Origin of the sequence: Staphylococcus sp. 11007852, assembly GCF_011394325.1 — a bacterium.
GTDB lineage: Bacteria > Bacillota > Bacilli > Staphylococcales > Staphylococcaceae > Staphylococcus > Staphylococcus agnetis.
The window spans coordinates 1-20,414 of record NZ_JAANBJ010000037.1 but is presented as its reverse complement, the minus strand read 5'-3'; the positions used below and the strand labels follow the sequence as shown (position 1 = coordinate 20,414).

At 33.2% G+C, this 20,414-nt stretch carries 24 protein-coding genes and 1 riboswitch; all 24 genes read left to right on the top strand.

Translation table 11 applies throughout. From position 1 onward, the window contains the following. Window positions 1-158: 158 nt before the first annotated feature. The 24 genes from G8Y85_RS10785 (at window position 159) to gcvPB (ending at window position 20,388) form a co-directional block, all read left to right on the top strand. Window positions 159-758, top strand: a complete 600-nt coding sequence (locus G8Y85_RS10785; protein WP_165805813.1) for a superoxide dismutase — start codon at window positions 159-161, stop codon at window positions 756-758. Window positions 759-1,033: 275 nt separating this feature from the next. Beyond that, window positions 1,034-3,070 carry a peptidoglycan D,D-transpeptidase FtsI family protein gene (locus tag G8Y85_RS10780; protein WP_165805817.1) on the top strand — a complete coding sequence of 679 codons (2,037 nt, stop codon included), beginning with the start codon at window positions 1,034-1,036 and terminating at the stop codon, window positions 3,068-3,070. Between the two features lie 194 nt (window positions 3,071-3,264). Beyond that, complete coding sequence (locus G8Y85_RS10775; protein WP_037567668.1) at window positions 3,265-4,230, top strand: PstS family phosphate ABC transporter substrate-binding protein; 966 nt, start codon at window positions 3,265-3,267, stop codon at window positions 4,228-4,230. Between the two features lie 81 nt (window positions 4,231-4,311). Continuing rightward, window positions 4,312-5,238 carry a phosphate ABC transporter permease subunit PstC gene (pstC, locus tag G8Y85_RS10770; protein ID WP_165805812.1) on the top strand — a complete coding sequence of 309 codons (927 nt, stop codon included), beginning with the start codon at window positions 4,312-4,314 and terminating at the stop codon, window positions 5,236-5,238. Window position 5,239: 1 nt separating this feature from the next. After that, window positions 5,240-6,118 (top strand): phosphate ABC transporter permease PstA, encoded by an 879-nt coding sequence (pstA, locus tag G8Y85_RS10765; protein ID WP_037567673.1) that lies wholly within the window; start codon window positions 5,240-5,242, stop codon window positions 6,116-6,118. A 32-nt stretch (window positions 6,119-6,150) separates the two neighbouring features. Next, window positions 6,151-7,017 carry a phosphate ABC transporter ATP-binding protein PstB gene (pstB, locus tag G8Y85_RS10760; RefSeq protein ID WP_165805811.1) on the top strand — a complete coding sequence of 289 codons (867 nt, stop codon included), beginning with the start codon at window positions 6,151-6,153 and terminating at the stop codon, window positions 7,015-7,017. A 1-nt stretch (window position 7,018) separates the two neighbouring features. Continuing rightward, window positions 7,019-7,669, top strand: coding sequence for a phosphate signaling complex protein PhoU (gene phoU / locus G8Y85_RS10755; RefSeq protein WP_060552482.1), 651 nt, complete (start codon window positions 7,019-7,021; stop codon window positions 7,667-7,669). Between the two features lie 55 nt (window positions 7,670-7,724). After that, window positions 7,725-7,889: a 50S ribosomal protein L33 gene (gene rpmG, locus G8Y85_RS10750; RefSeq protein ID WP_256903594.1), complete on the top strand. Its 165-nt coding sequence runs from the start codon at window positions 7,725-7,727 to the stop codon at window positions 7,887-7,889. Window positions 7,890-8,001: 112 nt separating this feature from the next. Then, a complete protein-coding gene (locus tag G8Y85_RS10745) occupies window positions 8,002-8,541 on the top strand; it encodes a 5-formyltetrahydrofolate cyclo-ligase (RefSeq protein WP_060551130.1) in 540 nt (179 codons plus the stop codon). A 17-nt stretch (window positions 8,542-8,558) separates the two neighbouring features. Beyond that, window positions 8,559-9,998, top strand: coding sequence for a rhomboid family intramembrane serine protease (locus tag G8Y85_RS10740; RefSeq protein WP_060551129.1), 1,440 nt, complete (start codon window positions 8,559-8,561; stop codon window positions 9,996-9,998). Between the two features lies 1 nt (window position 9,999). Further along, window positions 10,000-10,203 carry a YqgQ family protein gene (locus tag G8Y85_RS10735; protein ID WP_037567684.1) on the top strand — a complete coding sequence of 68 codons (204 nt, stop codon included), beginning with the start codon at window positions 10,000-10,002 and terminating at the stop codon, window positions 10,201-10,203. Continuing rightward, window positions 10,200-11,186, top strand: a complete 987-nt coding sequence (locus G8Y85_RS10730; RefSeq protein ID WP_060551128.1) for an ROK family glucokinase — start codon at window positions 10,200-10,202, stop codon at window positions 11,184-11,186. Before G8Y85_RS10735 ends, G8Y85_RS10730 begins: the two co-directional genes overlap by 4 nt. After that, a complete protein-coding gene (locus G8Y85_RS10725; protein WP_165805810.1) occupies window positions 11,187-11,498 on the top strand; it encodes an MTH1187 family thiamine-binding protein in 312 nt (103 codons plus the stop codon). A gap of 14 nt (window positions 11,499-11,512) precedes the next feature. Beyond that, window positions 11,513-12,136, top strand: a complete 624-nt coding sequence (locus G8Y85_RS10720; protein ID WP_107368912.1) for an MBL fold metallo-hydrolase — start codon at window positions 11,513-11,515, stop codon at window positions 12,134-12,136. 56 nt (window positions 12,137-12,192) lie between these two features. Then, on the top strand, window positions 12,193-13,167 hold the full coding sequence (gene comGA / locus G8Y85_RS10715; protein WP_060551125.1) for a competence type IV pilus ATPase ComGA: 975 nt from the start codon (window positions 12,193-12,195) through the stop codon (window positions 13,165-13,167). Window positions 13,168-13,207: 40 nt separating this feature from the next. Further along, on the top strand, window positions 13,208-14,203 hold the full coding sequence (gene comGB, locus G8Y85_RS10710; RefSeq protein ID WP_241955603.1) for a competence type IV pilus assembly protein ComGB: 996 nt from the start codon (window positions 13,208-13,210) through the stop codon (window positions 14,201-14,203). Window positions 14,204-14,223: 20 nt separating this feature from the next. Then, complete coding sequence (comGC, locus tag G8Y85_RS10705; protein WP_060552480.1) at window positions 14,224-14,535, top strand: competence type IV pilus major pilin ComGC; 312 nt, start codon at window positions 14,224-14,226, stop codon at window positions 14,533-14,535. Then, window positions 14,525-14,956, top strand: a complete 432-nt coding sequence (gene comGD / locus G8Y85_RS10700; RefSeq protein WP_225906114.1) for a competence type IV pilus minor pilin ComGD — start codon at window positions 14,525-14,527, stop codon at window positions 14,954-14,956. Before comGC ends, comGD begins: the two co-directional genes overlap by 11 nt. A 191-nt stretch (window positions 14,957-15,147) precedes the next feature. Continuing rightward, on the top strand, window positions 15,148-15,630 hold the full coding sequence (locus G8Y85_RS10695; RefSeq protein ID WP_105971447.1) for a competence type IV pilus minor pilin ComGF: 483 nt from the start codon (window positions 15,148-15,150) through the stop codon (window positions 15,628-15,630). Then, on the top strand, window positions 15,614-15,811 hold the full coding sequence (locus G8Y85_RS10690) for a hypothetical protein (protein ID WP_037567695.1): 198 nt from the start codon (window positions 15,614-15,616) through the stop codon (window positions 15,809-15,811). The genes G8Y85_RS10695 and G8Y85_RS10690 overlap by 17 nt, the downstream gene beginning before the upstream one ends. Further along, window positions 15,750-16,319: a shikimate kinase gene (locus G8Y85_RS10685; protein ID WP_103345373.1), complete on the top strand. Its 570-nt coding sequence runs from the start codon at window positions 15,750-15,752 to the stop codon at window positions 16,317-16,319. Before G8Y85_RS10690 ends, G8Y85_RS10685 begins: the two co-directional genes overlap by 62 nt. Further along, window positions 16,306-16,397: riboswitch (glycine riboswitch) on the top strand. (Overlaps the previous gene by 14 nt.) 73 nt (window positions 16,398-16,470) lie before the next feature. Beyond that, complete coding sequence (gene gcvT / locus G8Y85_RS10680) at window positions 16,471-17,562, top strand: glycine cleavage system aminomethyltransferase GcvT (RefSeq protein ID WP_103345370.1); 1,092 nt, start codon at window positions 16,471-16,473, stop codon at window positions 17,560-17,562. A gap of 11 nt (window positions 17,563-17,573) precedes the next feature. Beyond that, window positions 17,574-18,923, top strand: coding sequence for an aminomethyl-transferring glycine dehydrogenase subunit GcvPA (gene gcvPA, locus G8Y85_RS10675; protein ID WP_060551122.1), 1,350 nt, complete (start codon window positions 17,574-17,576; stop codon window positions 18,921-18,923). Beyond that, window positions 18,913-20,388: an aminomethyl-transferring glycine dehydrogenase subunit GcvPB gene (gcvPB, locus tag G8Y85_RS10670; protein ID WP_037567698.1), complete on the top strand. Its 1,476-nt coding sequence runs from the start codon at window positions 18,913-18,915 to the stop codon at window positions 20,386-20,388. Before gcvPA ends, gcvPB begins: the two co-directional genes overlap by 11 nt. Window positions 20,389-20,414: the final 26 nt, after the last annotated feature.

The window sequence follows — 20,414 nt, the reverse complement described above, 5'->3', positions numbered from 1 at the left end:
TTCCATTATATTGAATTCTATATATTGATAAACAATTTTTATGTATGTATATTAATAAATCAAATAAAATCATACTATACATTCAAGCAAATTCTTTGTCGTTACGAGCATTTAGTTGCTACAATATAAATGAACATAAATTAGGAGGATGATTATTTATGGCTTTTGAATTACCAAAATTACCTTATGGTTATGACGCATTAGAACCACATATTGATAAAGAAACTATGGAAATTCACCATAGCAAACATCATAATACTTATGTAACAAAATTAAATGATGCAGTTAAAGGGACAGAGTTAGAAAATAAATCTATTGAAGAACTTATTGCTAACGTAGATCAATTACCAGAAGATAAAAAGACTGCTGTTCGTAATAATGGTGGCGGTCACTTTAACCACTCTCTATTCTGGCAATTCTTATCACCTGAAGCTGAAGAAAAAGGTGAAGTAGTAGATAAAATTAAAGAACAATGGGGTTCTTTAGACGCCTTTAAAAAAGAATTCTCTGATAAAGCAGCTACTAGATTTGGTTCAGGTTGGGCTTGGTTAGTAGTTAATAATGGTCAATTAGAAATCGTTACAACAGCGAATCAAGATAGTCCATTGTCAGAAGGTAAAGCACCTATCTTAGCTTTAGATGTTTGGGAACATGCATATTACCTCAAATATCAAAACAAACGTCCAGATTACATTAGTACATTCTGGAATGTAGTTAACTGGGAAAAAGTTGACGAATTTTATGCTGCTGCAAAATAATCTATAAATGATACTAATTAATAGGCCTTTCGATTTTTAGAATGGCTATAATATTCACATTAATTATTTTAAATATGCTTAAGGTCGAGACGTGATTTTGTCTCGACCTTTCTTTTTATAAATAAATGTTGATGGAATATGGTTACATGTCATAGGAGATTCTAAAGTATCATTAGTAAAACGTCTTTAGTCAATATTTACTCATAAAACATTAGCAAAATTCATCATTTTCATATATCATTTTTAGTAGTATGACGGAATAGAGGTAGGTTGTGTTGTTAAAACGATTAAAAGAAAAAACTAATGATGAAAAAATGCGTCAAACAATGGATCTTCGTATTAATTTCATATTTATTGTGATCATTTTAGCATTTGTCTTAATCGTACTAAGATTAGGTTATTTGCAAATTGCTCAAGGGGCACACTTCAATCAAATGATACGTGAAAGTGAGAATGTTACAGTAAATGAATCTGCACCGCGCGGCCGAATTTTAGATCGAAATGGCAATGTTATTGTTGATAACGCATCTAAAAAAGCAATTACATATACTCGAGGTAAAAATACGAGTCAAAAAGAAATTTTAAGCACAGCAAAAAAGCTTGCGAATATTATTTCTATGAAAACAGATCGTATCACTAAACGCGATAAGCAAGATTATTGGATTTTAAAATATCCTGACAAAGTTAAAAGTTTAATGAAAAAAGAACAATCCATGCTAGAAAGTGGCGACATTTCTCAAGATGATTTTGATGAATCTTTAAGAAATAAGCTCACTGATAAAGATTTAAACCAATTGTCTAATAAGGATATGCAAGTGTTAGCGATATACCGCGAGATGTCTCAGGGTACAACTTTGAGCCCTAGAACGGTTAAAAAAGATAATGTATCAGACGATGAATATGCCGCAGTATCTCAACAGCTATCAGATTTACCTGGCATCAATACAACAATGGATTGGGACCGTAAATATCCATATGGCAACACGTTGAGAGGAATTCTAGGACAAGTATCGACGTCTGAAGAAGGTTTACCTAAAGAATTAACAGACGACTACCTATCTAAAGGATACTCTAGAAATGACCGTGTTGGAAAATCGTACCTCGAACGACAATATGAAAATGTATTACGAGGTGAGAAAAAAGAAATTCAATATACGACTGACAAGTCAGGTGAAGTGATTGATTCAAAAGTGATTAACGATGGCGCACGTGGTGATGATTTAGTACTAACGATTGATATCCATTTACAACAAAAAGCGGAATCCTATTTAGAAAAGCAAATTTCTAAATTACGGTCAGAAGGTGCTAAAGATATGGATAGTGCTATGATGGTTGTCCAAGATCCACGCAATGGCGATATCCTCGCTATGGTAGGCAAAAAGATCGATAAAAATGGTGAACTTACTGATTTTGATATCGGTACATTTACAACACAATATGCTGTAGGGTCTTCAGTGAAAGGTGGCACTTTATTAGCTGGTTATCAAAATAACGCTATTAAAGTCGGTCAAGAAATGGTCGATGAACCTCTACATTTCCAAGATGGTGGAACAAAACGTTCTTATTTTAATAAAAATAGTCAAATACGCATTTCAGATAGTGAAGCTTTAATGCATTCATCAAACGTCTATATGTTTAAAACTGCCTTGAAAATGGCAGGATTAGATTATTCAAATAATATGGCACTTCCAAATGACGTTACAGTGCCTGGTCAAAAATTACGAAAAGGTCTTAATCAAGTAGGATTAGGCGTTAAAACAGGTATCGACTTACCTAATGAAGTTACAGGACAAATTGAACCTTTGAAAGATAATCCTGGTAATTATTTAGACTTAGCAATTGGTCAATATGATACGTATTCACCAATTCAGTTATCACAATATGTTTCAACAATTGCTAATAATGGTGTGAGAATCCAACCACATATCGCTAAGGAAATACGTCACGCAACACGCGATGATGAATTGGGTCCTATTAAAAAGTCTATCCAGGGTCGAGTTTTAAATCGTATTAACAATACACTTGAGGAAATTCATCAAGTTCAAAAAGGGTTCGATATGGCGTTTAATAAAGAGAAGGGAACGGGTTATGCAAGCTTTAGTAAAACCAAAGTACGTACCGCAGGAAAAACAGGTACTGCCGAAGTTTTTCAAGATGGTGAGCCAAGAGTTAACTCTACCTATGTAGGTTATGCACCAGCAAATGACCCTAAACTCTCTTTTTCAATTGTTTATACGAACCAACCTGTTCCTGAACCATGGCTTAATGGTGGCGATTTAGGTAGAGACGTTATTAATTACTTTTTCGGTTAATGTAATTCACATTAAAACAATCTTTTTTAAACACACATCAAAATGATGTGTGTTTTTTTGCATTTATTGTACATCTCCACAATTTCTTAATATTAACACAAAATTTACATTCAATTTATTGAAGGTTAACAATTACTTAGTATGCTAAGAATGTAATTAAAAGTAGTGATTTCTATTACTAGGAGGATGTTTCAATGAAGAAATGGCAAGTATTAGGTACTACAGTCGTAGGTGCATCATTATTATTAGGTGCTTGCGGAGGCGCTGGACAACAAGGTGGAGATAGTGGGAATAAAGGAGAAAATACAAATGTTGAGGGTACTGTAAAAGGGAATGGCTCATCAACAGTTGCACCAATTATTGAAAAGTTAAATGAAGAATTTTCTAAACAATACAATAAAGCTACCGTTGAAAATGTGACTTCAGGGACAGGTGATGGATTCAAACAATTTATCGCAGGTAAAACAGATTTCTCTAATGCATCTCGTCCAATTAAAGATGAAGAGAAACAACAATTGAAAGATAAAAAAATTGACTATACAGAATTTGAAATCGCTAAAGACGGTTTAACAATTGCAGTTAATAAAGATAATGATTTTGTTAAGGAACTCTCTTTAGACGATTTAAAGAAAATCTATTCTGGACAAGCGAAAAACTGGTCAGATGTAAATCCAAAGTATCCTAAAAAACCTATTAAAGCTTTTTCACCAGACCAATCACACGGTACGTATGATTTCTTTAGTGAAGAAGTAATGAATAAACAAGACATCAAAGCAGAGAAAAACCAAAATACAGATGTTATTGTTAAATCGGTACAAGACAATAAAGAGGGTATCGGATTCTTCGCTTATAACTTCTATAAAGAAAATCAAGATAACTTAAAAGCCGTTAAAATTAAAGGCAAAGATGGAAAAGCAATTGAACCAGATGCCAAAACAATTCAAGATGGTTCATACGCATTAAGTCGTCCGTTATTCATCTATGCAAATAATAAAAAATTAAAAGACAATAAAGCATTCGCAGAGTTCATGAAATTCACTTTAGATAACAAAGGGAAAGCTGCCGAAGCTAAAGGTGTTGATTATGTAGCATTACCTGAAAAAGACTACAAAGATCAACTTTCAAAATTAGAAAAAATTACTGGTAAAAGCGAAAAATAGTTCAAGCATTGATATGAATTAAAGGGAATGAAAGGGACTTGATTTTCTAAGTCCCTTTTTTAAGTAAAGGAGCATACATGTATGAAATCACAGCATAATGTTCGTGAAATGATTCAAAATAAAAGTAACGTTGGATCATCTAAAAGTGATAAAATTATGCCTATTATTTTAGCCGCAATTGCAACCATTTCTATCTTAACAACAATTGGTATTGTAGTGACATTATTAACTGAAACAATCACATTTTTCACTAAAGTTCCAATGTCTAAATTCTTTTTAGAAACCGATTGGAATCCTTTTAGTTCCAATCCAAAGTACGGTATTTGGGCACTCATATTAGGTACGTTAAAAATTACAGCGATAGCTACGATTTTTGCAGTTCCTGTTGGTTTAGGTGCAGCCATATATTTAAGTGAATATGCATCTAAACGCACTAAAAAAGTAATTAAACCAATTCTTGAAATTCTAGCAGGGATTCCAACAATAGTTTATGGTTTTTTTGCCTTAACACTTGTCACACCCATTTTAAGATCAATCTTTCCAAGTATATCGAGTTTTAACGCCATTAGTCCTGGTTTGGTTGTTGGCGTTATGATCATTCCAATGATAGCGAGTATGAGTGAAGATGCGATGTCGTCCGTACCTAATAAAATTCGTGAAGGGGCGTTAGGATTAGGATCAACCAAGCTTGAAATGATTTTTAAAGTGATTATTCCTGCAGCCACTTCTGGTATTATGGCATCTATTGTATTAGCAATATCTCGTGCCATTGGTGAAACAATGATTGTGTCTTTAGCAGGAGGTTCTAGTCCATCATTTGATCTTGATTTAACACATTCCATTCAAACGATGACTGCGTATATCGTACAGGTGTCACAAGGTGATGCTACGAATGGTTCTGATCTTTATTACAGTATTTACGCTGTTGGTTTCACACTATTTATCTTTACATTGATTATGAACTTTATTTCTCAATGGATTACGAAACGTTTCAGAGAGGAGTATTAAAATGAATTTAATCGACCAAGCTTCAGTAGAGAAAAAACTCTCTGGCCGAATGACTAAAAATAAAGTTTTTAAAGCTTTGTTCTTGATTTGTACATTGATTGGTTTAGTAGTTTTAACAATCTTGATTGTAGACATTTTAAGAAAAGGACTTCCATTAATGTCCACAGACTTTTTCTCTAATTTTTCAAGTTCATCTGCGAGCACAGCAGGGGTTAAAGGGGCATTGATTGGAACATTATGGTTAATGATGACGCTCATTCCAATCGCTTTAGTTTTAGGCGTCGGAAGCGCGATTTATCTTGAAGAATATGCTAAAGATAATGCATTTACAAAGTTCGTTAAAATTAACATTTCCAATTTAGCGTCTGTCCCATCGATTGTATATGGATTGTTAGGTGCAACGATATTTGTAGGTTTATTAAAATTAGGTAACTCAGTCATTGCTGCTGCATTAACATTGGCTTTACTCATATTGCCAGTCATTATCGTTGCAAGCCAAGAAGCTATACGTGCGGTGCCGAATTCAGTAAAGGAAGCATCATATGGGCTTGGCGCCAATAAATGGCAAACCATTAAAAACGTAGTATTACCAGCAGCAATTCCTGGTATTGTAACAGGTGTTATTTTAGCCATTTCACGTGCCATTGGTGAAACAGCACCTTTAGTAGCAATTGGTATACCAACCATTCTACTACGTACGCCAAATAGTATTTTAGATTCATTCCAAACATTACCGTTACAAATTTATGATTGGGCAAGAAAACCTGGTTTAGATTTTCAAGCTTTATCATCAGCCGCAATTATTGTATTATTGTTAATTTTACTCATTTTAAATACTATCGCAGTTTTAATTCGCAACAAATTTTCAAAGAAATATTAACTTAAGTAGTGAGAGTGAAAAGAGGGTTTCTTATGAATAATATAAAAGAACTAGAAAAACATACTAAAAAAGTAAATGAACACGCAAACACACCTTTTACTGCCGTAGGTCAAGCTCATCATAATCATTCAGATAATAATCAACGTCGAGTTGTTTATTCTACTCAAAATTTAGATTTATGGTATGGTGAACAACATTCATTAAAAAATGTTAATTTAGATATACTAGAGAAAAATGTCACTGCAATCATTGGACCTTCAGGATCAGGTAAATCAACATATGTAAAAGCATTAAATAGAATGGTAGAGCTTGTTCCTAGCGTGAAAACATCCGGAAAAATTTTATACCGTGATCAGAATATTTTTGATAAAAATTATCCAGTTGAAAAGTTACGTACGAATGTAGGTATGGTTTTTCAACAACCTAATCCATTTCCTAAATCCATTTATGATAACATCACTTATGGACCAAGAATCCATGGGATTAAAGATAAAAAAGTTTTAGACGAAATTGTAGAAAAATCACTGCGTGGCGCTGCTATTTGGGATGAATTGAAAGATCGTTTAAATCAAAATGCATACGGTTTATCTGGGGGCCAACAACAGCGTGTTTGTATCGCACGTTGTCTTGCAATTGAACCAGATGTTATCTTAATGGATGAGCCTACATCAGCCTTAGATCCTATATCAACATTACGTGTTGAAGAACTAGTTCAAGATTTGAAGAAAGATTATTCAATTATTATCGTTACGCATAACATGCAACAAGCTGCACGCGTGTCTGATAAAACTGCATTCTTTTTAAATGGCTACGTCAATGAATACGACGATACTGACAAGATTTTTTCTAATCCTTCAGATAAACAAACTGAAGATTACATTTCAGGGCGTTTTGGTTAATATTATGGTGATTAGAAAAAGATATGAAGGTCAGTTAAATGAATTATTTAAAGATATTCGTACACTTGGCCTTCAGACGTATTCAATGATTGATCAATCCATTCGTGTTCTGACGGATAGCCAAATTACACATGCACGTGAAATTATTAATAAGGATAAAAAAATTAATAGATTAGAGTTTGATATAAATGAAAAAGTTGTAATGCTCATTACGAAACAACAGCCTATGGCTAAAGACTTACGTTTAATGATGTCTACATTGAAGATTGCCTCTGAATTTGAAAGAATGGCAGATAACGCCGCCAATATTGCTAAAATTCGAACGCGAGCTAAATTTACTGATAAATATTTAGTGATGCGCTTAGAAACGATGGGAAGATTAGCATTATTAATGTTAAAAGATTTAAATGATGCGGCAAAAAATGATGATTTAGAGCTTGTGAAGGAAATTATTGATCGTGATCATGATATTGATGATTTATACAAACAAATCGTCAACTCAACATATTTAATAGATAATGATCCTTTTGTTTCAGGTCAAGCCCATTTAGTAGCAAGATATTTGGAACGTATAGGCGATCACATTGTCAATATTTCTGAACATATTTATTATTTTATTACAGGCGAAAGATACGAATCTTACGATAATTAACTCTTCCCAATTAAGTACGAAGATGGTATGATAATAAAGTCGTATTTTAAGAAAGATGAGGAGGGTTCATATGCGTGTTAACGTAACTCTTGCTTGTACAGAATGTGGAGATCGTAACTACATTTCTACTAAAAACAAACGAACAAATCCTGAACGTATTGAAATGAAAAAATTCTGTACACGTGAAAACAAACATACATTACATCGTGAAACTAAATAGTTTATTCTTGGGCTAGAGCACAATGTGTTCTGGCCATTTTTTTAACTTGATTTTCATGACATAAGTAATTGAGCACGCTATAATATACATAGATTTAAGAGGAGGGGATAGAATGAGTAAGAAAGAAATGCGCAAATCTACACTTGCATTAATGCGTGGGTTGAATGAAAGGGTTAAAACTAAAGCGGACCATTTTTTATTTAAACAATTAATTGAACATGAAAAGTTCGTAAATGCGCAACATATTGGTATCGTGTTATCCATGCCTCATGAAGTTCAAACAGACCCAATTATACAGTATGCACTTGACCATCATAAATCAGTTTATGTACCTTCTACAAATTACGATAAACACATCATGCAATTTCAGCAATTAGAAGATTTAAATCAAGTGGCTGTTGATGAAAAATCCATTCGATATGTAAATGCTGATACGCCAGTTAAAAATGATTTAGATCTGGTCGTGGTGCCCGGTGTTATATTTAATCACGCAGGGTATCGTATTGGATACGGCGGTGGATATTTCGATCAATTCTTATCTCAATATCAACCTAGTACTATTAGTCTCGTTTATGACATACAATTATCAGATCAAATACCGGTTGAGCCTCATGACTATCCCGTACAAGAACTAATTATTGCTAAAACATAGCACTTTGGAGGCACGATATGATTGATGAAAAATTTCAATGGAAATCCGCTTATTTGTGGATAAAATATTATAATTATAAATGTGTTCATTTTGATAAAGAGAAAAGTGAAATATGGCTCTCAAATCAAAAAAAACATCACATCGTTATCTTTAAATTTGGTGAGTTTACTTCTCAAGAACTCGGATTTACACACGAAAGATTAAAGGAACACAAAGAAGATATTGACGCATTTTTATCATTTGACGTGCGTAAATATGATGTTTATGTTTTTAATGATAAAAACATAGATGTTCAACATTTTACTGAACATCATCCAATCAAAATAAAATTCCATCATATTGAATCACGTAAAACTTTTATAAACAAGATTAAACATCCTTTATTAAAAAGAGAACTCACTAATAAAGATACAAAATCCAGTACATATTACAAGCAACGTACGTTAAACCAAAATCCTGTCGAACATGCGATGTATCAATTTGCACCCATAACTTATGCTTTAATTGCAACTAACGTCATCGTTTGGCTTACCATTTTATTATTTTTGCCACATCGTACTGATTTAGAAATTATTAATGTCGGTGCTTTGTCTCATTTTAATTTTGTACATGGGGAAATCTATAGATTGGTTTCATCCATATTTTTACATTTAAATTTTGAACACTTACTATTCAATATGTTATCACTATTCATATTCGGTAAGATTGTTGAATCTTTAGTAGGACGTTGGCAAATGTTAGTCATATATCTATTTTCAGGTATAATGGGAAACCTTTTCTCTCTTGCATTTTTAAATGACAATATTTCTTTAGGTGCAAGTGGCGCAATATTTGGCTTATTAGGTGCCATTGTAGCCATGATGCTTATTAGTAAAAAATTCACTCAGAAAATGATGCTTCAAATTATTATTGCTACACTTATTATGGCAGTCATTTCTTTATTTATGAATAATGTCAATATTATCGCACATCTAGGTGGATTATTTGCAGGTGGTTTAATCGTTTATATTGGTTATTTTTATAAGACTTTTAAAAAAGGATTTCATATTCTCATTATCGTTACATCCGTTTTAATCATCGGCTTGTTAGTGCGTATATTTTTAATAGAAGATGTCAATATCTATAATAAGATTATTCAAAAACAAATGAATGAGGGTCATTTTTCAGAAGCGAAACACATGATTAGAGAAACTGTAAAAAAAGACTATGCTAATGACGAAACATATTATCTTTCAGGCTTTGTTATAGCAGCAAAAAATTCTAAAGCTGAAGCAATTGCTGAATGGGAAAGAGGATTACGAATTTTTCCAGATTCACCATTATTAAATTATCAAATGGCGATTGCGAATCGCTCTTTAGGAGATAATAAAAGTGCAAAAAAATTTATAAAAAAAGTTTTGGAGGTCGATCCCCAAAACAAGAATGCAATTAATTTAAAAAAAGAACTGGATGATTAACATGCAGACAAACCTCCGTACATTTTATGATGTATTACAATTATTAAAACAATTTGGTTTCATTGTTTACTTTGACGATGAAGGTGATATGCTAGAGATGATAGAGCAAGAGATTAGAACGCTTTATAAACATGGACTGATCAATAATGAAACGTTCATGCAATCAAAATTGTTAATTAATCAAAGAAGGATGAAACGTGGATGAAAAAAGATTTAATTTTAGCAGCCGATGTAGGCGGTACAACTTGTAAGTTAGGCATTTTTAGTGATCAATTAGAACGTCTCACAAAATGGTCTATAGAAACAGATATTTCAGATCCTACAGGACGTATACTTCTTGAACAAATTTATAACGCGTTTGTGGAAAAATGCAAATCTCTTAATTATGATATGACGCGCATTATTGGCATGGGTATCGGTATACCTGGTCCAGTTGATTTCGAAACAGGTATTATTCATGGGGCTGTCAATTTGAACTGGCCGGGAAAAGTCAATGTGCATGCGATAATGTCTGAGTTTGTAGATTTCCCTGTTTTTGTCGACAATGATGCTAATGTAGCGGCGCTAGGGGAGAAACACAATGGGGCAGGTAAGCAAGCAGATGATGTTGTTGCTATCACATTAGGAACAGGCCTTGGCGGAGGCATCATTTCGAATGGTGAAATCGTACATGGACATAACGGCTCCGGAGCGGAATTAGGACACATTCGTGTCGATCACGATCAACGCTTTAAATGTAATTGTGGTAAATCTGGATGTATTGAAACCGTTGCATCAGCTACTGGTGTTGTGAATTTAGTTAATTTTTATTACCCTAAACTCACTTTTAAATCATCCATTCTGCATCTCATCAAAGAAAATAAAGTGACTGCTAAGGCAGTATTTGATGCAGCTAAAAAAGGAGATCAATTCTGTATATTTATAACAGAACGCGTCGCACATCACATTGCTTATTTAGCGAGTATTATTAGCGTAACAACAAATCCTAAATACATCATTTTAGGAGGAGGTATGTCCGAGGCTGGTGATATTTTAGTTGAAAATATTAAAACAGAATATCGCCATCTTACATTTACACCTGCACAAGAAAACACCGAAATTGTTCGAGCTGAATTAGGAAATGATGCTGGCATTACCGGTGCAGCAGGATTGATTAAAACCTATGTCATCGAAAAGGAGCGTATTTAAATGGTTATAGTAGACGTTGTTGTCATTCCAGTAGGTACGGATGGGCCTAGTGTAAGTAAATATATTGCAGAAATTCAAATCGAATTAGAAAAGTTTAAAAAACAAGGTAAAATTGATTACCAACTTACACCTATGAATACACTTATCGAAGGGGACCTTGAAGATTTACTCAATGTCGTTAAAGTGATTCATGAATTACCGTTCAATAAAGGGTTAGACCGCGTTTGCACGAATATTCGAATTGATGATAGACGTGATAAACAACGTAAAATGAATGACAAATTAACGTCAGTAGAAAAACATTTATCTTAAGAGGAGTTTTAATTATGGAAATTTCATATTTGCCATTAGGTTTTGTAAGTACAAACACGTATTTCGTAACAAATGAGGACGCTTTGTTAATCATTGATCCAGCTGGTGAATCTCATAAAATTTTAGATAAAATAAAATCTATGAACAAACCTCTAAAAGCGATATTACTTACACATGCACACTTTGATCATATCGCGGCATTGGATGATGTATTAAATGTATATCCTGTTCCAGTATATATGCATAAAAACGAGCATGATTTTCTTACAAACCCAGCTAAAAATGGTTCACAGAAATTTCAAGAATTGGGTCTTCCAATCATTACTAGTCAGGCAAAACCTCAATTCATTGACGAAGGAGATATTCAATTACACGGATTTGATATCAGTGTACTTTATACACCAGGCCATTCTCCAGGTAGCTTGTCTTATGTATTTAAGGATTTCGCTGTAGTAGGTGATACACTTTTCAATAATGGTATTGGCCGTACTGATTTATATCAAGGAGACCTTGAAACATTGATAGACTCAATTAAAGATAAACTTTTCGAGTTAGATGAAACGATGCCGATTTATCCTGGTCACGGACCAAGCACAACAATCGAAAATGAATTTATGAATCCATTTTTAAACGGATAAACAAAAAAAGTAAATACATCACCTCTTACGTGTATATATGTGAGAGGTGATTTTTAATGCAACTATTAATTGATCATGTTGTTCAATATGCTATTAAACATGAGGCGTCTGATATCCATTTTATCCCTAATTCATCACAAGTAGAGGTCAAGCTAAGAGTTAAAGATCATTTGCAATGTTTTGACACATTAAATTTAGAAACGTATCAAAAATTGTTAACATTATTAAAATTCAAAGCAGGCCTTGATGTTTCCTCAAGACATAAAGCACAAAGCGGTCGTTACATTTACGAATTTGAGACTTTATACTATTTACGTGTATCAACTCTACCTCTAAATTTAGGTTCTGAAAGTTGCGTGATTCGTATCACACCTCAACTTTTTCAAGCAGATTTCAACCAAACTGCACATGATATACAAAGAATTATGGAAAAGAAACAAGGTTTAATTTTATTTAGTGGTCCTACTGGTGCTGGCAAGAGTACATTAATGTACCAAATGGTGGTTTATGCAAAAGAAAAACTCAATTTAAATATCATTACTATCGAAGATCCTGTCGAACAATTGCTAAATGGTGTAACTCAGATTTCAGTAAATGAAAAAGCTGATATCACATATGGCAACTCATTAAAGGCTATTTTACGTTGCGATCCCGACGTTATCTTGATTGGTGAAATTAGAGATGGATTAATTGCTAAGGAAGTGATTCAAGCAAGTTTAAGCGGACACTTAGTTTTATCGACCATTCATGCAAATGATTGTCAAGGTGTGTTGTTACGACTAATCGAAATGGGGATAACTAAACAAGATTTAATTCAGGCACTCAACTTAATTGTAAATCAAAGGTTAATTACAACTAATAATCATTCAAGACGCTTAGTCTACGAGTTAATGTCTCAAGAAGATATTCAATACTTTTTAAACCATAATTTTTTACTTCCTAAAAATTTTAAAAGTCTAAATGACAAACTTAATGATTTACAAAAGAAAGGAGAGATAGATGCGCACACACTTAGAAAATATCAAAAATAGAGTTAATATGCGGCAAATAAAAAAACACCATCTCACTCTAATGTTACGTTTATATGCACTACTTGAACATGGGTTTACTTTAGTCGAAGCCATGAATTTTCTCTATGGTCAACTTAATATTAAAAATGCATTGATTAATAAGCAATTCAATCAGTTATTGCAACGAGGAAGTACGTGTTATGATTTATTCAAGTTCTTGAAATACCCAGAAACAATTCTAATGCAACTTTATTTCGCGGAGCAATACAGTGCGCTTCAAAACACGTTAAAACAGTGCCACGCGTACTATAAACAAAACCAAATTTTAATGAAACAATTTTATAAAAGCATTCAGTATCCCGTCATTTTACTTACTATTTTTATGGTGTTAATTGTAATTTTGAATCAGACAGTGATGCCTGAATTTCAATCTATGTATCAATCTATGGATTTAAAAGAAGACGTACTTCAATTTATTTTAAGAAAAAGTATTGAGTACTTACCTTATATATTTATAATACTACTATTGATGATCACTACTGCTTATTATTTATTTAAACAATGGCTTAGCAAACTAACGATCTCCAAACAAATTCAAATTTTATCACACCTCCCAATATTCCATAAATATTACCGTTTATTTATAACGTACCAAATTACGAATCAATTCGCTTTATTTTTCAAAAATGGTATTACATTTAATCAAATTGTTTATATTTATAGTCAACAAAAAGAAAATCGTTTCCTCCAATATTTAGGCGCTACTATATCTACTTCTTTGCAAAATGGGAGCACACTTTCTGAAATCATGCGTCAATTTCAATGTTTTGAAGCCCAATTTATTTCATATATTGAACAAGGAGAAAAACGCGACAAATTAGATATAGAATTATTAGTATATTCACAATTCCTTATGGATCACATTGAATCTTTTATAAAAAAACACATTAGCTATATTCAACCTGTCATGTTCGGGCTCATTGGTTTACTGATTTTATCTGTCTACTTAGTCATGATGTTACCTATATTTAATATGATGCAAACCATTCAAAATTAGGAGGATTTATAATGTTAAGAATGATTCACATGCTAAAAAATAAAAAAGGATTCACGCTAATTGAAATGTTGCTTGTATTACTGATTATTAGCGTTTTATTAATTTTAATTATCCCAAACATAGCTAAACAATCTGAACACATTCAAAAAACAGGATGTGCTGCACAACTTAAACTTGTTGACAGTCAAATAGAAGCATATACATTAAAATACAATCGTAAACCAGCAACTATAGAAGAACTTGTTCAAGAAGGTTATATTAAGGAGAATCAAAAGAATTGTAAAAGTGGTGAAAGCATCACAATCCGTGGTGGCGAGGCTATTGCATCGTAAACACGCCTTTACATTAATTGAAACTATGCTCGTTCTATCTATAATATCTACAGTGATTTTTTTGACAGTAGTTCAACATTCGAATAATAATCAACCATCAGATTTAGATGCACAAATCGCTTTATTAACAAGTAGAATCGATTTTTATCAATCTTTAGCTATAAAGAAAGAGCAACCTGTATTATTACTATTCAGACCGTATCATAATGATATTAAAGTAAAAATTGGTGATAATGCACCCACATATGTTTCACTTAAACCACTTATTTTAAGCCATCGTTCAAATCTAGACTATTTAAATTTTAGTTCAAATGGAAAGATCTCAAAATTTGGCACTCTTTTTTTCTCATACAAACAAACAAATTTTTCGCTTATATTTCACATCGAACAGGGGAGATACCGTGTCTCTTTCGAAAAATAAAAAGGGTTATATCTTTTTAGAGTCACTTTTTAGTATGATGATTGTTATATTAATTTGTTCCTCTTTTATCCCTCTTATTCATCAACTTCAATCAACATACATTCAATCTATACACCAACTGGCACTCAAACGCTCGTTATATAATATTTTAAAAAATAATCCCACAGAGGAGTTGATACGAATAAATCATTATGAATATAAACAAACTGCGAAACAGTACTGCATTACTGACACCCAAACGAATAAAAATCTTTGTATCGCAAAGTAAAGGATTTACATTAATCGAAACCTTAGTTGGTTTTTCAATATTTTCAATCATAATAACATTAGTGCCTATTTGTATTGTAGTTCTATTTCAATTTAAATCATTACTTATACATGACCGAACATATACTTTAGAAATGATGATTAGAGAAATAGGTCAAACCGTTCATTCAGTAGATCATAAAATTATTTCAGTTAATCAATCTAAATTAACAATTCCTTATAAAGTTGAAACTATTTCTTATTCATTTGAAAATTCTAAAATTGTTAAATCAGTCAATAATAAAGGGAATATCACCATGTTTAATGATGTATTGGCTTTAAATTTTTATCGAGAAGACCGTCATATTATAATGAGGGTTAAATATAAAGAAGGACATGGTACACGTACTCATGAAGTTATTTTGTAAGTCAGGCTTTACATTGCCAATTGTTTTTGCATTATTCAGTATTTATTTACTCGTTACATCTTTTTATTTGGTTGTATTTAGTTTAAAATTAAATGCATTAGATGCATTAAATGACTATTATGACAAAGCGATTGACACGTTGGTCAGTGAAAGGAAGAGTAATATTGAACATTCGAAATAAATCTATTATATTAATAGGATTTATGGGGTCTGGTAAAACTACCATTGGTAAAATGTTAGCTGAACAATTCAATTTACCATTCATTGACCTTGATGCTAAAATTGAAGAAAGCGCTCAACAAACGATTCCTCAAATCTTTAAAACATTTGGAGAACAAGGGTTTCGCAAATTAGAATTTGAACAGCTGAGCGCCCATATGTCTACACCTCAGATTATTGCTACTGGCGGCGGCATCATTGAATACGAAAACAGCTTTAATTTATTAAAACAATATGTCGAAACAGTCGTATGGTTAGATGCACCTTTTGAAGTTTTACATGAAAGAATCGAAAATGATGAAAATCGTCCAAATGCGCATAATAAATCGTTTTCAAATTTAAAAAACTTGTATTTAAGTCGTATTTCAAGATATAATGAAATCGCATTCATTAAGGTGAATACTGATAATAAGTCAAGTGAAATTCTTAATGAAATATATCAAGCACTACTTGCGAATGATCAATATTAGAGAGAATGGTTTATACCATCGCCGAAGGAGCAAGTATTTATTTACGAATCTCTCAGGCAAAAGGATAATATTGTGACGCATTCCTGAAGGTATCGCAACAGGGAAGTAACTTTACTTCCCTGTTTTTTCATTATTAAGAGGAGGGTGTATCATGGTGGAAAATTTAAAACAGACACCATTATATCAACATTATGTTGATGCAGGTGCGAAAATTGTAGAATTTGGTGGTTGGGCAATGCCTGTCCAATTTTCGAGTATCAAAGAGGAACATAATGCTGTACGTTCAGCTGCTGGCTTATTTGATGTAAGCCATATGGGGGAAATTTTAGTTGAAGGTAAGCAAGCAGAAGCATTAGTTCAATATGTTTTAACTAATGATGTGACATTACTCACTACACAAAACGCACACTATACAACATTATGTAATGAAAAAGGTGGCGTTATCGACGATTTAGTTGCTTATAAATTGGCTGACAACAAATATTTACTCGTTGTAAATGCTGCAAATACAGAAAAAGACTTCAATTGGATTCAAAAACATGCAGATGCATTTGATGCTACTGTTCAAAACGTTTCTGACCAATATGGACAACTAGCTATTCAAGGTCCACATGCACGCGAAATCGTACAAAAACATGTATCTGAAGATTTAAGTCAAATGAAAATGTTTGAATTCAAACAAAACGTTGACTTATTTGGTAAAAATGTCATTCTGTCTCAGTCTGGATATACGGGTGAAGATGGTTTTGAAATTTATTGTAAAGCTGAAGATACAACAACTTTATGGGAAGAACTTCTTAAAGAAGCAGTTACGCCATGTGGATTAGGTGCTCGTGACACATTACGCTTAGAAGCTGGTCTCCCATTACATGGTCAAGATTTAACAGAAGATATTACCCCTTATGAAGGTGGAATTGCATTTGCTGTTAAACCATTAATCGAAGACGATTTTATAGGTAAAACCGTTTTAAAAGAACAAAAAGAAAATGGGGCACCACGTCGTACTGTCGGTTTAAGAATGATTGATAAAGGTATCCCACGTACTGGTTATGCCATTTTAAATTCGGAGGGTAAAGAAATTGGCATCGTTACATCTGGTACTCAATCACCTTCAACAGGTCATTCTATCGGCTTAGGTCTTATTGAACGTAGTGAATTTGAGATGGGGAAAGAACTTACTGTTCAAGTGCGTAAACGCGAAGTAAAAGCAAAAATCGTTAAGAAAAACCAAATTGAAAAATAGGGGTGGAGACATTGAGTCATCGTTATATACCATTAACTGAAAAAGACAGAAAAGAAATGTTAGATACCATCGGCGTTAATTCTATTTCGGAATTATTTGGAGATGTTCCAAAAAACGTCTATTTAGACAGAGATTTAAACATTGCTGATGCAGAGCCTGAAACACAACTTTTAAAACGTTTGAATCGAGTTGCGAATAAAAACATCACTAAAGAAACACATACAAGTTTCTTAGGTGCAGGTGTATATGATCATTATACGCCATCAGTAGTTGACGCAATGATTTCTCGTTCAGAGTTTTATACTGCATATACACCATATCAACCTGAAATTTCACAAGGGGAATTACAAGCTATTTTTGAATTCCAAACGATGATTTGTGAATTAACAGGCATGGATGTTGCTAACTCTTCTATGTATGACGGTATTACTAGTTTTGCTGAAGCTTGTATTTTAGCTTGGGATAAAACGAAAAAAAGAAAACTCGTTGTTTCTAAAGGTATGCACTATCAAGCATTACAAGTTTTACACACGTATTCAAATATACGCGAGCAATATGAAGTCGTTGAAGTTGATTTAGATGGTACGATAACTGATTTATCTAAACTTAAAGAAGTTGTTGATGAAGATACAGCTGCAGTTGCTGTTCAATATCCAAACTTCTATGGATCGATAGAAGATTTAGAACAAATTAAATCATTTATCGAAGGAACAAAAGCATTATTTATCGTATACGCGAATCCTTTAGCTTTAGGATTGCTTACACCTCCAGGTGAGTTTGGTGCTGATATCGTTGTGGGTGATACGCAAGTATTTGGTATTCCTTCTCAATTTGGTGGCCCACACTGCGGTTATTTCGCAACTACAAAAAAACTAATGCGTAAAATTCCTGGTCGTTTAGTTGGGCAAACACAAGATGACCATGGTAACAGAGGTTTTGTTTTAACTTTACAAGCTCGCGAACAACATATTCGTCGTGAAACTGCGACTTCAAATATTTGTTCTAACCAAGCTTTAAATGCACTTGCTTCTTCAATTGCAATGTCAGCTTTAGGTAAACAAGGTCTTCAAGACATAGCGATTCAAAATATTGAAAATGCAAACTATGCCAAAGACCAATTCAAAGAAAATGGGTTTGACGTCCTAGACGGCACATCTTACAACGAGTTCGTTGTTAAATTCAATCAACCTATTGAAGAAATTAATAGAAAGTTATTAGATGAAGGCTTCATCGGTGGTTTTGATTTAGGCGTTGTAGATGCGCAATTTGAAAACCATATGTTAGTAGCCGTAACTGAATTACGTACTAAAGATGAAATTGATACATTTGTTAAGAAAGCAGGTGAGCTCAATGGTAAGTAAATCAAGTCCATTAATTTTCGAACGCTCTAAAGAAGGAAGATTTGCATATTCATTACCACCAAAAGAAATCAACAACGGTGTAGCAGAGAAAATTTTAGATCAAAAATTCATTCGTAAAAACAAAGCAGAATTTCCAGAAGTAGCAGAACTTGACCTCGTTCGTCACTATACCGAATTGTCTAATAAAAACTTTGGTGTAGATAATGGTTTCTATCCACTCGGCTCATGTACGATGAAATATAACCCTAAAATCAATGAAAAAGTTGCACGTTTAGGCGGTTTTACTGAATCTCATCCCTTACAAGATGTTGATCAAGTTCAAGGTTCACTTGAAATTATTTACAGTCTTCAAGAAGAATTAAAAGAAATTACAGGAATGGATGAAATTTCACTTCAACCTGCTGCTGGTGCTCATGGTGAATGGACAGCACTCATGATTTTCAAAGCATATCACTTAAAAAATGGTGACGTAGAGCGAGACGAAGTGATAGTTCCAGACTCAGCTCATGGTACAAACCCTGCGTCAGCACATTTTGCTGGTTTTAAAGCGGTTACGGTTAAATCAAATGAAAAAGGCGAAGTAGACATTGATCACTTAAAAGAGCTTGTTAGTGAAAAAACAGCTGCAATCATGTTAACTAATCCTAATACACTTGGTATCTTTGAAACGAATATTATGGAAATTCGTGACATCGTACATGAAGCTGGCGGTTTACTATATTACGATGGTGCCAACTTAAACGCCATCATGGATAAAGTACGTCCTGGTGACATGGGCTTTGATGCCGTTCACCTTAACTTACACAAAACATTTACTGGCCCACATGGCGGTGGTGGTCCGGGTTCAGGCCCAATCGGTGTTAAGAAAGAATTACGTCAATTCTTACCAAAACCACTTGTTGTAAAAGATGGCGATCGTTTTGTGTATGATAATGACATTGAACATTCTATCGGACGTGTCAAACCATTCTACGGTAACTTCGGTATCTATTTACGTGCGTACACTTATATCCGCACTATGGGATACAAAGGTTTGAAAGAAGTATCTGAAGCAGCTGTACTCAATGCGAACTATATTAAAGCGCGTTTAAAAGATGCATTTATTATTCCATTTGATCAATACTGTAAGCATGAATTTGTTTTAAGTGGATCTAAACAGAAAAAATTGGGTGTGCGTACGTTAGATATGGCGAAACGTTTATTAGACTTTGGTGTACATCCACCAACAGTTTATTTCCCATTAAACGTTGAAGAAGGTATGATGATTGAGCCTACTGAAACGGAATCTAAAGAAACTTTAGATTACTTCTGTGATGCGTTATTACAAATTGCTAAAGAAGCAGAGGAAGATCCAGATAAAGTGCTAGAAGCACCTCATACAACAATTATCGATCGTCTTGATGAGACGACAGCGGCACGTAAACCAATTTTAAAATTTGAAGATTTAAAAGCTGAAAAAGCGTAAATTACTTTAATTAAAAAGGACTAGAA

Excerpts from the sequence above, each read along its gene's own strand:
- G8Y85_RS10785 (WP_165805813.1), top strand. The coding sequence starts at position 159 with ATGGCTTTTGAATTACCAAAATTACCTTATGGTTATGACGCATTAGAA.
- G8Y85_RS10775 (WP_037567668.1), top strand. The coding sequence starts at position 3,265 with ATGAAGAAATGGCAAGTATTAGGTACTACAGTCGTAGGTGCATCATTA.
- pstC (WP_165805812.1), top strand. The coding sequence starts at position 4,312 with ATGAAATCACAGCATAATGTTCGTGAAATGATTCAAAATAAAAGTAAC.
- pstA (WP_037567673.1), top strand. The coding sequence starts at position 5,240 with ATGAATTTAATCGACCAAGCTTCAGTAGAGAAAAAACTCTCTGGCCGA.
- pstB (WP_165805811.1), top strand. The coding sequence starts at position 6,151 with ATGAATAATATAAAAGAACTAGAAAAACATACTAAAAAAGTAAATGAA.
- rpmG (WP_256903594.1), top strand. The coding sequence starts at position 7,725 with ATGAGGAGGGTTCATATGCGTGTTAACGTAACTCTTGCTTGTACAGAA.
- G8Y85_RS10745 (WP_060551130.1), top strand. The coding sequence starts at position 8,002 with ATGAGTAAGAAAGAAATGCGCAAATCTACACTTGCATTAATGCGTGGG.
- G8Y85_RS10740 (WP_060551129.1), top strand. The coding sequence starts at position 8,559 with ATGATTGATGAAAAATTTCAATGGAAATCCGCTTATTTGTGGATAAAA.
- G8Y85_RS10735 (WP_037567684.1), top strand. The coding sequence starts at position 10,000 with ATGCAGACAAACCTCCGTACATTTTATGATGTATTACAATTATTAAAA.
- G8Y85_RS10730 (WP_060551128.1), top strand. The coding sequence starts at position 10,200 with ATGAAAAAAGATTTAATTTTAGCAGCCGATGTAGGCGGTACAACTTGT.
- G8Y85_RS10725 (WP_165805810.1), top strand. The coding sequence starts at position 11,187 with ATGGTTATAGTAGACGTTGTTGTCATTCCAGTAGGTACGGATGGGCCT.
- G8Y85_RS10720 (WP_107368912.1), top strand. The coding sequence starts at position 11,513 with ATGGAAATTTCATATTTGCCATTAGGTTTTGTAAGTACAAACACGTAT.
- comGA (WP_060551125.1), top strand. The coding sequence starts at position 12,193 with ATGCAACTATTAATTGATCATGTTGTTCAATATGCTATTAAACATGAG.
- comGB (WP_241955603.1), top strand. The coding sequence starts at position 13,208 with ATGTTACGTTTATATGCACTACTTGAACATGGGTTTACTTTAGTCGAA.
- comGC (WP_060552480.1), top strand. The coding sequence starts at position 14,224 with ATGATTCACATGCTAAAAAATAAAAAAGGATTCACGCTAATTGAAATG.
- G8Y85_RS10695 (WP_105971447.1), top strand. The coding sequence starts at position 15,148 with ATGAATATAAACAAACTGCGAAACAGTACTGCATTACTGACACCCAAA.
- G8Y85_RS10690 (WP_037567695.1), top strand. The coding sequence starts at position 15,614 with ATGAAGTTATTTTGTAAGTCAGGCTTTACATTGCCAATTGTTTTTGCA.
- G8Y85_RS10685 (WP_103345373.1), top strand. The coding sequence starts at position 15,750 with ATGACAAAGCGATTGACACGTTGGTCAGTGAAAGGAAGAGTAATATTG.
- gcvT (WP_103345370.1), top strand. The coding sequence starts at position 16,471 with ATGGTGGAAAATTTAAAACAGACACCATTATATCAACATTATGTTGAT.
- gcvPB (WP_037567698.1), top strand. The coding sequence starts at position 18,913 with ATGGTAAGTAAATCAAGTCCATTAATTTTCGAACGCTCTAAAGAAGGA.